The sequence below is a fragment of the Zobellia roscoffensis genome (assembly GCF_015330165.1).
GTDB classification, from domain to species: Bacteria; Bacteroidota; Bacteroidia; order Flavobacteriales; family Flavobacteriaceae; genus Zobellia; species Zobellia roscoffensis.
On the sequence record NZ_JADDXT010000002.1, the window covers coordinates 2,991,327 to 3,005,544 of the forward strand.

Genomic DNA, 14,218 nt, shown 5'->3' on the forward strand with positions numbered 1-14,218 from the left:
GAAGTTGCTATCATTTTAAAAACTTTTTATTTTGAGAAAATTACATTCATTAAATTATCTTTTTGTAATAGCATCCTTAGTTTACGGTTGTAAACAAAATGAAGATAAGCCAAAGGCTCCAAATTCTAATAAACCTAATATTGTTTTTATACTAGCGGACGATTTAGGGGCGCATGACTTAAGTTATGCAGGTAGTGACTACTATGAAACCCCATATATAGATGCTATAGCTAGGGAAGGGGTACATTTTACTCAAGGCTATGCTGCTGCACAGGTATGTAGCCCTTCTAGGGCTAGTTTAATGACTGGGCAATATACCGCTCGCCATGGCGTAACAGATTGGATAGGAGCGGCTACAGGTGAAAAATGGGGTGAATATTATAATACTAAGGTCCTTCCGCCAGTCTATGAGCATGCACTAAAAGAAGAGGACATTACAATTGCCGAAGCGTTCAAGGCTAGTGGGTATAGAACTTTCTTTGCTGGAAAATGGCATTTGGGCGATGAACCATATTCTCCAGAAAACAACGGTTTTGAAATTAATAAAGGGGGATGGGAAGTAGGTAGCCCTAAAGGAGGCTATTATGCCCCTTGGAACAATCCCAAACTTGATTATAAATATAATGGTGAAAATTTAACCAAACGTTTGGCTCTAGAAACAGCAGACTTTATTACGGAGAACAAAGATCAGCCGTTTTTTGCTTTTTTGTCTTTTTACGCCGTGCATGGTCCTATAGAAACAACTGAAGCAAAATGGGAGAAATATAGAAATAAGGCAGAACAGAAAGGTATTAAAGATTCGGGTTACGATATGGAACGCATTCTACCTATCCGAAATGTACAGGACAATCCAATATATGCTGGGTTAGTAGAATCTATGGATGATGCTGTAGGCGTTGTTTTAAATCGGTTAAAGGAACTTGGTTTGGATGATAATACGATAATTGTATTTACTTCGGATAACGGAGGTGTTGCCAGCGGCGATGCTTTTTCTACCAGTAATTTCCCATTAAGAGGAGGCAAAGGTTATCAATGGGAAGGTGGTATAAGAGAACCTTATTTGATTAAAGCACCAATGTATAAAAATGCCCCTAGTATTATAGAGTACCCTGTATCAGGTATAGATTTTTATCCCACCCTATTAGAGTTTTCCGGTGTTGATAAACCTAAAAATCAATATTTGGATGGGGTGAGTCTTGTTCCATTGTTTGAAGGAAAATCTTTAGATGAAAGAACGTTGTTTTGGCATTATCCACATTATGGCAATCAAGGAGGTGAACCTGTTAGTATGATTAGAAAGGGGGATTGGAAACTTATTCACTACTATGAAGATGGTCATGATGAACTTTATAATCTAAAACATGATGTTGGAGAAAAGGAAAATGTAAAAGCCCAGAATATGGAAGTGGCCCGGCTACTAAAGAAAGAATTGGAAAATAATTTAGAGGAAACTGGTGCGGCCGTACCTGTGCCTAATTCTAATTACGATAACACCAAGGCAATTGAATTATACGAAACACGTAAAAACCAGATGCTTCCCAATTTAGAAAAGCAGAGAAAGAAAATACTATCTAAAGATTTTGACCCACAAAATAATTGGTTCGATAGTAAGACAACAAAAGATTGAGGCTTAGAAAGCCCCATAAAATTATGCTATAATGTTATGAGTGAATCCAAATTCAATTTTACCTATTTACTTTTTTTGGCAATGGTCTCGGCTATGGGCGGATTTTTGTTCGGTTATGACTGGGTGGTCATCGGAGGGGCAAAACCTTTTTATGAACTTTATTTTGACATTTCTGATATTCCAACATTACAAGGTTGGGCTATGAGCAGCGCTTTGGTTGGTTGTATATTAGGAGCAGTACTTTCAGGGTTTTTAGGAGATAAATGGGGACGTAAAAACAGCCTGATATTGGCGGCTGCACTATTTTCTTTATCTGCGTTTGGTACAGGTTATGCAGATAATTTCACCATTTTTATTATCTATCGGGTTATAGGCGGCTTGGGTATTGGTTTGGCCTCAACACTATCGCCAATGTACATTGCGGAAGTGGCTCCAGCCAAATATAGGGGTAGGTTCGTTGCTATAAATCAGTTAACCCTGGTACTAGGAATTTTGGTTGCTCAAATTGCTAACTGGGGAATTGCTGAAGCCATACCTGCCAATTTTAGCGATCCGGATATTCATACATCATGGAACGGGCAGACGGGATGGCGCTATATGTTCTGGGTAGAACTTATACCTGCGTTGTTATTCTTCTTTTTAATGTTCCTAGTTCCGAAAAGCCCAAGGTTTCTAGCTAAGACAGGAAGACTCGAAACGGCTAAAAAGGTTTTAACCAAGATAGGTGGGGACATTTATGCGCTTCATGAAGTTAAAAACATGAAGTCTACGCTTAAAAGTGATGAAGGAAAGAAAATCGATATTTCGGAATTAAAGAGTAAAAGAGTATTGCCTATATTGATTATAGGCATTGTACTAGCCGTTTTTCAGCAGTGGTGTGGTATTAATATCATTTTTAATTATGCCGAAGAAATATTTTCTGCGGCGGGGTATAGTGTAGGAGACATGCTTTTTAATATAGTTATAACGGGTAGCGTAAATCTGATTTTCACTTTTATGGCCATGCGTACGGTAGATAGCTGGGGCCGAAGAAAATTAATGCTCTTTGGTGCTGCAGGGTTGGCTATTATATATGCTTTATTGGGTGGTGCCTACTATCTCGAATTTAGTGGTTGGCCGGTTTTGGTACTGGTAATAACGGCTATAGCTATTTATGCCATGTCTTTGGCACCTATAACTTGGGTGGTACTTTCAGAAATTTTCCCAAATAGGTTAAGGGGGGTGGCGATGTCCATTGCAACTTTTTCATTATGGATAGCTTCTTTTATCCTAGTGTTTACTTTTCCTATTATGAACAATGCATTAGGGTCTTACGGTACCTTTTGGACATATAGCCTAATATGTTTGGCAGGTTTCATTTTTGTGAAGAAAAAGTTGCCAGAAACAAAAGGGAAAAGTTTAGAAGAGATTGAATTTGAACTAACGGAAGAGAAATGAAATATAAATACAATGTTCTGATTATTATGCTTTTGTTGGCCCATGGTGTTTTTGCCCAGGAAAAAGATGATGCTTGTAATTACCTTGATTCCGTAAAATCCGAATTAAAGAAAACTTGGCCTGACAATAAGACTGTTAACCTTGTTTTTCATGGGCATTCTGTGCCATCTGGCTATTTCAAGACACCAAAAGTACATACGCTAGAGTCATACCCTTATAAGACACTTAAGGAAGTCAAGCAAATTTATACTCATGCTGTGGTCAATAGTATTACTACATCAATTGGTGGGGAGCATTCTGAACAAGGAGAGAAAAGATTTAAAGAAGATGTATTGGTTCACAGACCGGATGTATTGTTCATAGATTATGCATTGAACGATCGGAATATTGGCTTAGAAAGAGCCAAAATAGCTTGGGAAAAAATGATTGTTAAAGCAAAGGCATACGGTACAAAGGTGATTCTAATTACGCCCACACCCGATGTAAAGGAAGATATTCTGTCCCCCAAATCGGAACTGTCCAAGCACAGTCGACAAATAAGGGACTTGGCAAAAAAACATGAAATAGGTCTGGTGGATAGTTATCGGCTGTTTCAGAAAATAGCCGAAAAAGAGGATATAAAAACCTACATGGCCCAAAGTAACCATATAAATGAAAAAGGTCATAAGGTTGTAGCGGATGCCATATTCGATTTTTTCAGAAAAGATTACAACTAATAATACAGTTTTATGAAAAGTAAGGTATTAATACTATTAATGGTATTGTTTGCTTTGTGTTCTTGCCAAAAAGAGGATTCAAAGGAAATGGACCTGTCCGGCGAGTGGCAATTTAAGATAGATTCGTTGGATCAAGGGGTTAAGGAACAGTGGTTTTTGAAAACTTTGGACGACACAGTTCAATTACCGGGTTCAATGGCAGAAAATGGTAAGGGAGATGATATAACCGTCAATACACATTGGACCGGAAGTATGTGGAACGATAGTCTTTGGTATAAAGACCCAAAATATGCTAAATATCGTGAGCCAGGTAATGTTAAGGTTTCGTTTTGGTTGAGCCCCAAAAAAGTATATACGGGTGCGGCGTGGTATCAAAAAAAAGTGGTTTTACCTAAATCATGGCAAAACCAACATATAAACCTAGGATTGGAAAGGCCGCATTGGGAAACTACCGTCTGGGTAGATGACCAAGAGGTTGGAATGCAAAATAGCTTAGGCACCCCACATGATTATAATTTGGCTAAATACCTTACTCCCGGGAATCATACGATTACCATAAGAATAGATAATAGGGTGAAGGATATAAACCCTGGCGTAGATGCACATAGTATTTCTGACAACACCCAGACCAACTGGAACGGTATTGTCGGTGATATTAAATTAACGGCGACACCACCTGTTGTTTTTCAAAATGTAAAACTATTTCCCGATGTAAAGGATAAGAAGGTTACGGTAAAAGGTAAGGTGGTCAACTCTTCGGGAAAGCCACAGAAGGGTAAAATTATATTGCAGGCAATAGAATCTAACGGTACAAATAGTTTGCCACCGTTAGAGAAAGAAATGGAAATAGAGGGGGAAGGTGATTTTGAAATCGATTACCCCATGGGGAACGATCCTTTGCTCTGGGATGAGTTCGCCCCTAATCTATACACCATGAAATTGCAATTGGAGTCCGAATTGGGCACAAGTAAGAAAGATGTGACCTTTGGAATGCGCGATTTTAAAGTTGATGGCAAACACTTTGCCATTAATGGAAGCCCGGTTTATCTACGGGGAACATTGGAGTGTTCCATCTTCCCTTTAACAGGATACCCGTCTACCGATGTGGATGAATGGAAACGAATTTTTAAAATTATTAGATCATACGGTCTTAACCACATGCGTTTTCATTCGTATTGTCCACCCGAAGCGGCTTTTCGGGCTGCGGATGAAATGGGAGTTTATATACAAGTAGAAGCTTCCGCTTGGGCTCATATAGGAGATGGCGACCCTGTTGATGAATGGATTTATAAAGAAGCCGAAGATATATTGAACACCTTTGGTAATCATCCATCCTTTGTGATGATGGCCTACGGAAATGAACCGTCAGGTAAAGACCATGAGGAATATCTTAAAAAGTTTGTAGAGCATTTTAAAAACCTGGACAATAGAAAGTTGTATACCAGTGGAGCCGGATGGCCTTTGTTGGATAATTTGGATTATTACAATCATAAAGGGCCTCGCATACAGGGTTGGGCCCAAGAATTGAACAGTATTATCAATGCCGAACCACCACAAACAGAGTTCGATTACGATAAACTGATCCAAGAAACCCCAATGCCTTATGTTAGTCATGAAATGGGGCAATGGTGCGCGTATCCCAATTTTAAGGAAATGTCAAAATATACCGGTGTTTTAGAACCGAAAAATTTTGAAATATTTAAAGAAACCTTAGAGGATAATCATCTTGGTCATCTTGCGGATAGTTTGTTGATGGCTTCTGGTAAGTTACAGGTGCTCTGTTATAAGGCTGATATCGAGGCTGCGTTGCGAACTAAGGATATGGCAGGTTTTCAGTTGTTGGACCTACATGATTTTCCTGGTCAGGGTACCGCATTGGTCGGTATTTTAGATGCTTTTTGGGAAGAAAAGGGGTATGTGACTGCAGAAGATTTCCGAGAATTCAACTCAGAAACGGTTCCTCTTGCAAGAATGGCAAAACGTGTGTTCTTGAACGACGAAGACTTTACGGCAAAGGTAGAAGTTGCCCATTATGGTGAAAAACCACTAAATGCCGTTACTCCTACTTGGGATCTTGTAGACAAAGATGGGCATACATTGGCCAAAGGCGAATTCAACAAGACCAATATACCTATTGGAAATGGATATGACCTAGGTGAGATCTCGGTTGATTTGAACGCCATCGATACGCCGAAAAAATTAACGCTTACCGTGTATGTGGCGAATCATAAAAATAGTTGGGATGTGTGGGTTTACCCTTCTAAAAACAGTCCTATAGATACAGAAGATGATATTAGGGTGGTTCAAAAATTTGATGCGGCAACGATCAATTATTTAAAAAATGGGGGCAAGGTATTGCTCAATATCAATAAAGGGGATATTGCTGCTGATAAAGGCGGCGATATTGGTGTAGGTTTTTCGAGTATTTTTTGGAACACCTCATGGACCAGAGGTCAAAAACCGCACACCTTGGGCATTCTTACGGATCCTGAACATCCTGCCTTGGCCGAATTTCCAACGGAATATCATAGTAATTGGCAATGGTGGGATGCCATGAGCCATTCGAACGCCATTGTTCTTGATGATTTTACTCCCGATTTAAACCCCATTGTTCGTGTAATCGACGATTGGTTCGAGAACCGTAGAACGGCCTTGATTTTCGAAGTAAAAGTAGGTAAGGGCAAACTATTGGTTTCTGGGGTTGATCTGCATTCCAATTTAGAAAAAAGACCTGAAGCGCGTCAAATGCTTTACAGCTTAAAAAAATACATGGCCGGCAACAGGTTTGATCCCAAGGTAGAGCTACAACCGGAGGACATCAAGAATTTGATGAAATATTAAGGAATATGTTTAAATGATCTGATGCTCGACATCGGACTAAATGAAATTTGAAATGAGTACAGTAAAGGCTTGGAAAGATAAAGTAGTAATACCTACTTACGAAGTTGGTAAACCAGAAAAATATCCTGTTTTTTTGGACAAGAGGGTTTATCAGGCAAGTAGTGGGGTGGTATACCCCCATCCTGTAATCGAAAAAATTAGTGACGAAAAGATAGACAAGGAATGGGATGTCATTTATATTGAAAACGATTTTATAAAAATAATGGTTCTACCTGCATTGGGTGGTAGGGTTCAAATGGCCTATGATAAGATCAGGGAGCGTCACTTTGTTTATTATAATCATGTTATTAAACCTGCTTTGGTCGGACTTACCGGACCATGGATTTCGGGTGGAATCGAATTTAATTGGCCACAGCACCATAGGCCCAGTACTTACGATCCTACCGATTTTTATATTGAAGAAAATAAAGATGGTAGTGTTACTGTTTGGGTGAGTGAAGTTGAACGTATGTTTAGAACCAAGGGCATGGCCGGTTTTACTTTATATCCAGATAAGGCATATCTGGAAATTAAGGGACAGCTCTACAATAGAACCCCAGTGGCACAGACTTTTTTATGGTGGGCAAATCCAGCAGTGGCCGTTAACGATCATTATCAATCTGTTTTTCCACCAGATGTAAATGCCGTATTCGACCATGGTAAAAGAGATGTGTCCGAGTTTCCTATTGCCAAAGGCGAATATTATAAGGTAGACTATTCCCCAGGTACCGATATATCTAGATATAAGAATATTCCCGTACCCACTTCATATATGGCCATAACTTCTGAATATGATTTTGTGGGCGGATATGAGAATGATACCAAAGGCGGATTGTTACATGTGGCCGATCATCATATTTCTCCTGGAAAAAAACAATGGACCTGGGGTAATTGTGATTTTGGCAAGGCGTGGGACAGAAACCTTACCGATAACGATGGCCCTTACATAGAATTAATGTGTGGGGTGTATACCGATAACCAACCGGATTTTTCTTGGATGCACCCCTATGAAGAAAAAAGCTTTAAGCAGTATTTTATGCCGTACTACAATGTGGGGGTGGTAAAAAATGCCACCAAAGAAGCATTGTTGAATTTAGAGAAGGAAGGTGATGAGGTCCGGTTAAAGGTGTACGTAACATCGCATTATCCAAATTCGAAAATAAGCCTTAGTTCTAACGAAAAGGTATTGTTCGAATCGGTAAAAGACCTAAATCCGGCAAACGGATTTGAAGAACTCTTATCTACAGATGGTGTTGGCTATAAAGATCTTACAGCTACCGTAACCGATGCTGATGGTAAGGTATTAGTATCGTGGTCGCCAAGCAGACTTAAAGAAAACGAAGTGCCCGAAGCAGCAAAAGCGGCCAAACAGCCGAAGGAGATAAAAAGTGTAGAACAACTGTACCTGCGCGGTTTGCATCTAGAACAGTACCGCCATGCTACCTATGATCCAACTGCTTATTATTTAGAAGGTTTGTCGCGCGACCCTAGAGATGTACGTTGCAACAACGCTATGGGTCTTTGGTGTCTAAAAAGGGCGAAATATGAAAAAGCTTTAAAATACTTTGAGCAGGCTATAGATACATTGATAGAGCGAAACCCCAACCCTTACGATGGAGAGCCTTTTTTTAACAAAGGATTGGCTTTATTACATTTAGAAAGAAAAAATGAGGCTTACGATGCCTTTTTTAAATCTTGTTGGAATGCCGCTTGGCAAGACGCCGGTTATTTTAACTGTGCCCAAATAGATTGTGCTAACGGTAACTTGGAAAAATCGTTAGAGCTTGTAGATAAATCACTTGTTAAAAACTGGCATAACCACAAAGCACGTCATCTTAAAATTATGCTTTTAAGAAAGCTGGGCCGCATAGGGGAAGCTGTTCAACTAATAGATGATTCTTTGGCAATAGATGCTTTTAATTTTGGGGCTATCTATGAGAAATACCTGATTTCGGGCGCATCCAGCGATCTCGATTTCTTGTTGGAAATTACGAGGGCGAACCAACATAGTTTTATAGAGTTTTCTATAGATTATGCGCAAGCGGGCCAATTCAACGAAGCGATATCACTTTTGAACATTTTGGAAGAGAAGCAGTTGGCAACCTACCCAATGGTCCATTATTTTTTAGGGGACTATTATCTTAAAAAGGGAGAATTGAACAAGGCAAAAGATCATTTTAAAATGGGGGGTGAGCTGCCTATGGAGTATTGTTTTCCCAATAGATTAGAAGAGGTAGCGGCATTGAAATGTGCCATTAAGCAGAACCCGAAAGATGCAAGGGCCTATTATTATCTAGGTAATTTTTGGTATGCGTCCAAACAGTACGAAGATGCATTGGAGTGTTGGGAAGAATCGGCAAAATGGGAAGATACGAATGCAATTTGCCACAGAAACTTGGCTTTGTTGTACTATAATAAAAAGAACGAGGCTCAATTGGCAAGAACCCATCTAGAAAAAGCTTTTGATCTTGACAATGCCGATGCACGTTTGTTGATGGAATTGGACCAATTGTATAAAAAGCTCAATGTAGACGTAGATGCCCGTTTAAGTTTGTTGGAAAAGCATATGGATCTTACCGTGTCTCGAGATGATATCTATCTAGAACGGATAACCCTATATAATTTTAAAGGAGATTTTAAAAAGGCTTTAGACCTTATAGAGAAAAGACAGTTTCATCCGTGGGAAGGGGGTGAAGGTAAGGTGCCCTCGCAATATGTTACCGCTAAGGTAGAGTTGGCCAAAACGTATATAAAGAAAGGGGAATACCAAAAAGCGATCTCTCTTTTAAACGAGGCGCAAACGTACCCCGAAAATCTGGGCGAAGGCAAGCTTTACGGAACTCAAGAGAACGATATATTTTATTGGTTGGGCTGCGCCCACGAAGGATTGGGTGAAATGGGGAAAGCCGTTGAAAACTGGGAAATTGCCTCAAAAGGACTTTCAGACCCTAGTCCGGCCATGTTCTATAACGACCAACAACCCGATAAAATTTTCTATCAAGGTTTGGCATTGTTGAAGTTGAAAAAGGAAGATGAGGCAAATCTTCGTTTTGATAAATTGGTGTCTTATGGACAAGAGCATATGAACGATAAGGTTAAGATGGACTATTTTGCCATTTCATTACCGGATCTATTGATTTGGGAAGAGGATTTAAATGTTCGTAACAGCATACATTGTCGATATTTGATAGGCTTGGGTAACTTGGGATTAGAAAAAATTGAGGAAAGTATAGAAATGTTAAAAAACGTACTTCGAGATAACTTGTACAATTTACCGGCCTTCATTCATTTTAATATGGCCAACGATAGTTTAAAAAAATAGATATGAGGGTATTCTTGAACTACTTTTTGATGGTGCTTTTAAGCGTTGTTCTGTTTCAATGCGGAACAAAAACCGAAAATCAGATTTCTTTGGCAGGTAAATGGACGGTTAAACTTGATTCCCTAAATATCGGGGAAACCGAAAACTGGCCCAATACCATTCTTACGGGTTCTGAAATAGAGCTGCCCGGAACTTTGGACGATGCCGGCATAGGGGAGCCCAATACCATGCAACCGGCCATTAATAACTATGTAATGTCCAATTTGGCCAGAAAGTATTATTATACTGGAAAAGCGTGGTATCAAAAGAAAGTAACGGTCCCCGCATCTTGGAAAGGTAAAGAGATTGCATTACGTCTCGAACGTATTATGTGGGAATCTAATGTGTTCGTAGATGGTAAAAAGGTTGGTACTGCGAATAGCTTAATAGGTAGTCATGAATATGACTTGACCGATTTTATGCCTCCCGGAGAACATACTGTGACCATAAGTGTAGATAATTCCAATAAATTTCCGTTGGTGAATGTAGAAGGATCTATGTATCCGGATAAAAGAAATAGAGAAATGGCCCATGCCTACACCAACCATACCCAAATAAAGTGGAACGGTATTTTGGGCGATATTGTCTTAAAAGTTTCCGATAAGGGCGCTCCCAGTAATCTACAGGTATATCCAAAGGTAGAAAAAGATGCTTTGCGGGTAACTTTTGAAAGTAACGGAGCCGATGTTCCGAAGCAATTGGGGTATGAAATTTATGATCTACAAAGAAATATGATTTCAAAGGGCGATGTAGATGAACAGCATGTAGAGAACGGTACCGTAAGTTTTATGGTTGAAAGACCGGAGCAAATGGAATTCTGGGACGAGTTTAATCCTGTGCTCTATTATATTAAGCTCAACGCCGGCGAACATAGCCTTGAAAAAAGGTTTGGCTATAAAAACATAAACAATAACAATGGAAACTTGACACTGAACGGGAAACGGATTTTTCTAAGAGGAAATCTGGAATGTGTTATATTCCCGTTAACAGGGCATCCACCGATGCAAAAAGAGGAATGGGCAAAATTAATTGGACAAGCCAAGAATTATGGGTTAAACCATTTACGTTTTCATTCTTGGTGTCCACCAAAAGCTGCCTTTGAAGCTGCCGATGAAGCCGGGTTTTATTATCAGGTAGAACTGCCACATTGGAGTTTAAGGGTTGGGGAAGATGAAAAAACAACGGAGTTCTTACAACAAGAAGCGGATAAAATTATTAGGGATTATGGCAACCATCCTTCCTTTGTTTTTATGGCAATGGGGAATGAATTACAGGGTGATATAGGTGTTCTTAATGAAATGACCGCAGACTTAAGAAAGAAAGATAATCGCCATTTGTATGCCACAACTTCTTTTTCCTTTCAAAAGCCTACCGGTACAAGGCCAGAGGTAGAAGATGAGTTTTTTATAGCACAATGGACGGATAAGGGTTGGATAAGGGGACAGGGAATCTTTAATGATAAGGCACCCCATTTTAATGCCGATTATTCAGAAAATAGCGATCACATACAAGTACCGTTAATTTCGCATGAGATAGGCCAATATTCGGTATACCCTGATTTAAGTGAGATTCCCAAATATACCGGGGTTTTGAAACCATTGAACTTTATGGCCGTTAAAAATGATCTTGAAAACAAAAAATTAATTGATCTAGCGGAAGACTTTACGCAGGCCTCGGGGAAATTGGCGGCTATATTGTATAAAGAAGAAATAGAAAGAGCCTTGAAGACACCTAGTTTTGATGGGTTTCAATTATTGCAACTACAAGATTTTCCGGGGCAGGGTACGGCTTTGGTTGGTTTATTAAATGCTTTTTGGGAGTCTAAAGGTATTATATCCCCAGAAGAGTTTAGGCAGTTTAATAGTGAGTTGGTGCCGTTGATCAGGTATGAAAAAGCAGTGTATGAAGACGGAGAGGTATTTATGGCAGATGTTGAGGTAGCCAATTTTTATGAACGGTTACAGGGGCGATCATTAGATTGGAGTATTTCTGATGAAGAAGGGAATGTATTAAAAAAAGGAGTTCTGCCCGACATTGATTTGAATATTGGCAACAATCTAAGTTTAGGGACTATCGAATATCTTATTAGTGTTAAAGAGGCAAAAAAAATAACCGTAACGGTATCTTTAAGAGACTCTAAATACAAGAATAGTTGGTCTATTTGGGTATACCCTAAAAAAGTAAGAACAGACTATGATACTATCGTCTTTGCAAAAACTATAAAAGAGGCACAGGCCGCATTGCAAAAAGGTAAAAAGGTGTTGTGTAATCCTGATTATGAAACCTTAAAAGGCATAGAGGGACGCTTCGTTCCTGTTTTTTGGAGTCCGGTACATTTTCCGAATCAACCTGCTACAATGGGGTTGTTGTTAGATGAAAAAAATGCAGCCTTCGATAACTTTCCTACAAGCTCACATACCGATTGGCAGTGGTGGGATCTATGTATCAATTCTAAATCGATTATTGTCGATTCGTTACAAGTGACACCTTTAGTCAGGGTTATCGATAATTTTGTGACCAATCACCACCTAACCAATGTTTTTGAAGCAAAAGTGGGTACAGGTCGTTTATTGTTCTCTGCAGTTGATATTACAAATGATTTAGAAAACAGACCGGCAGCAAGGCAATTAAGGCATAGTTTGATGGAGTATATGGCAAGTACCTCTTTTAACCCCTCTGAAACAATTGAGGCCAATGTTTTAGAAAAATTAATACTTTATCAAAATGATAAAAATTTCGAAGCGGAAGATATTTATGAAAATTAAATTGACCTTTACTTTGGGGCTATAATCGGTTTTATCTTATTAGGGTATTCCCAATCAAATGTCGAAAACAAATTTGAACGACCGAATATTGTTATCATTTTAATAGATGATGCAGGCTATGTTGATTTTGGTTTTATGGGCAGTTAAGATTTGTCTACCCCAGAAATAGATAAACTAGCCTTCAGTGGTACTATTTTTACAGATGCGCATGTAAGCGCAACTGTCTGTGCCCCATCAAGGGCAGGTTTGTTAACGGGAAAATACCAACAACGATTTGGATTCGAAGCCAACGGAACTGGAGGTATAGGACTTTCGAACGATGTAGAAACCATGGCCGATGCTTTTAAGAATAAAGGATATAATACTTATGCTTTAGGAAAATGGCATTTAGGCGAAGAACCTTCAGATCATCCCAATCAAAGAGGGTTTCAAGAGTTTACGGTTTTATTGGAGGTAGTCGTTCTTATTTTCCAATTGAAAACCCTTCTCAAATAGATATGTTACAACATAACGGTAAGCGCGTAAAACTAAAGGGTTACATGACCGATGACTTGGGAGACATAGCAGTTAATTTTATTAATAAAAAAAGCAATAAACCATTTTTTATGTATTTGTCTTTCAATGCGGTACATACCCCGATGGAAGCAAAAGAAGAAGATTTAGCAAAGTTTAAGGGGCATCCAAGACAAGCATTGGCCGCAATGACATGGTCTTTAGATGAAAATATAGTTAAGGTCGTACAGGCTTTAAAAAATAAGGGAGTTGTGGAAAACACTTTAATTTTCTTCTTAAGTGATAACGGGGGGGCGCATAACAATCAAAGCAGTACCGGTCCTTTAAAAGGTTGGAAGGGAAATAAGTTTGAAGGAGGTCATCGTGTGCCGTTAGTAGTAAGTTGGCCGGGTCAATTACCTTCTGGTAATTCTTTAGACGGCTTAACATCTTCTTTGGATATATTTAGTACAGCAGTTAAGGCTGCTAATATAGAGGTTGATGATGAGCTTATTTTGGATGGAGTGAATCTTTTACCTTATTTGAAAAAGCTAAGTCTGGACCACCTCATGAGAAGTTATTTTGGAGAAAGCTAGATGAGAGTGCTGTTAGAATGGGAAATAAAAAGTTGATAGCTTTAAAAGATTTTGGTAGTGTTATGTATGACTTAAAGAATGATTTAGGGGAAACCTTTGATTTAACAAGAGTTTTACCAACCGAAAAAAGCCAAATTGAGCAGGAATATTTAAAATGGGAAACAGAATTAATGAAACCTCTTTGGGACGAAGGGCCAATCTGGATGCCTATAACTAGGCATATTCATAAATCGCTAATGAGTAATGGAGAACCAGAATATAAACATCTTTGGGGCAAGAAGTAGAGAGATGAACATTGTAATTCTATCTTGTACTGGTACAAAGAGTATTTTTTGTTACAGGAA

At 39.0% G+C, this 14,218-nt stretch carries 9 protein-coding genes; all 9 read left to right on the forward strand.

Annotated features, from left to right (window positions below):
* Positions 1–31: 31 nt before the first annotated feature.
* Positions 32–1,627: a sulfatase gene (locus tag IWC72_RS12520; RefSeq protein WP_194529982.1), complete on the forward strand. Its 1,596-nt coding sequence runs from the start codon at positions 32–34 to the stop codon at positions 1,625–1,627.
* A 36-nt stretch (positions 1,628–1,663) separates the two neighbouring features.
* Positions 1,664–3,064: a sugar porter family MFS transporter gene (locus IWC72_RS12525; protein WP_194529983.1), complete on the forward strand. Its 1,401-nt coding sequence runs from the start codon at positions 1,664–1,666 to the stop codon at positions 3,062–3,064.
* Positions 3,061–3,780: an SGNH/GDSL hydrolase family protein gene (locus tag IWC72_RS12530; protein ID WP_194529984.1), complete on the forward strand. Its 720-nt coding sequence runs from the start codon at positions 3,061–3,063 to the stop codon at positions 3,778–3,780. The genes IWC72_RS12525 and IWC72_RS12530 overlap by 4 nt, the downstream gene beginning before the upstream one ends.
* Positions 3,781–3,792: 12 nt before the next feature.
* The gene (locus IWC72_RS12535) at positions 3,793–6,621 is read left to right on the forward strand and encodes a sugar-binding domain-containing protein (protein WP_194529985.1); all 2,829 of its coding nucleotides are present in this window, start codon (positions 3,793–3,795) and stop codon (positions 6,619–6,621) included.
* Positions 6,622–6,673: 52 nt separating this feature from the next.
* Positions 6,674–9,982 (forward strand): DUF5107 domain-containing protein, encoded by a 3,309-nt coding sequence (locus tag IWC72_RS12540; protein WP_194529986.1) that lies wholly within the window; start codon positions 6,674–6,676, stop codon positions 9,980–9,982.
* A 2-nt stretch (positions 9,983–9,984) separates the two neighbouring features.
* Positions 9,985–12,786, forward strand: coding sequence for a sugar-binding domain-containing protein (locus tag IWC72_RS12545; RefSeq protein ID WP_194529987.1), 2,802 nt, complete (start codon positions 9,985–9,987; stop codon positions 12,784–12,786).
* 150 nt (positions 12,787–12,936) lie between these two features.
* Entirely contained in the window at positions 12,937–13,281 is a 345-nt protein-coding gene (locus IWC72_RS20385) for a sulfatase-like hydrolase/transferase (protein ID WP_194529988.1), read from the forward strand.
* Between the two features lie 2 nt (positions 13,282–13,283).
* Entirely contained in the window at positions 13,284–13,874 is a 591-nt protein-coding gene (locus IWC72_RS20390; protein WP_194529989.1) for a sulfatase-like hydrolase/transferase, read from the forward strand.
* Between the two features lie 17 nt (positions 13,875–13,891).
* The gene (locus IWC72_RS12560; protein WP_194529990.1) at positions 13,892–14,158 is read left to right on the forward strand and encodes a hypothetical protein; all 267 of its coding nucleotides are present in this window, start codon (positions 13,892–13,894) and stop codon (positions 14,156–14,158) included.
* Positions 14,159–14,218: the final 60 nt, after the last annotated feature.

Excerpts from the sequence above, each read along its gene's own strand:
- IWC72_RS12540 (WP_194529986.1), top strand. The coding sequence starts at position 6,674 with ATGAGTACAGTAAAGGCTTGGAAAGATAAAGTAGTAATACCTACTTAC.
- IWC72_RS12545 (WP_194529987.1), top strand. The coding sequence starts at position 9,985 with ATGAGGGTATTCTTGAACTACTTTTTGATGGTGCTTTTAAGCGTTGTT.
- IWC72_RS12530 (WP_194529984.1), top strand. The coding sequence starts at position 3,061 with ATGAAATATAAATACAATGTTCTGATTATTATGCTTTTGTTGGCCCAT.
- IWC72_RS12560 (WP_194529990.1), top strand. The coding sequence starts at position 13,892 with ATGGGAAATAAAAAGTTGATAGCTTTAAAAGATTTTGGTAGTGTTATG.
- IWC72_RS12525 (WP_194529983.1), top strand. The coding sequence starts at position 1,664 with ATGAGTGAATCCAAATTCAATTTTACCTATTTACTTTTTTTGGCAATG.
- IWC72_RS12535 (WP_194529985.1), top strand. The coding sequence starts at position 3,793 with ATGAAAAGTAAGGTATTAATACTATTAATGGTATTGTTTGCTTTGTGT.
- IWC72_RS20390 (WP_194529989.1), top strand. The coding sequence starts at position 13,284 with ATGTTACAACATAACGGTAAGCGCGTAAAACTAAAGGGTTACATGACC.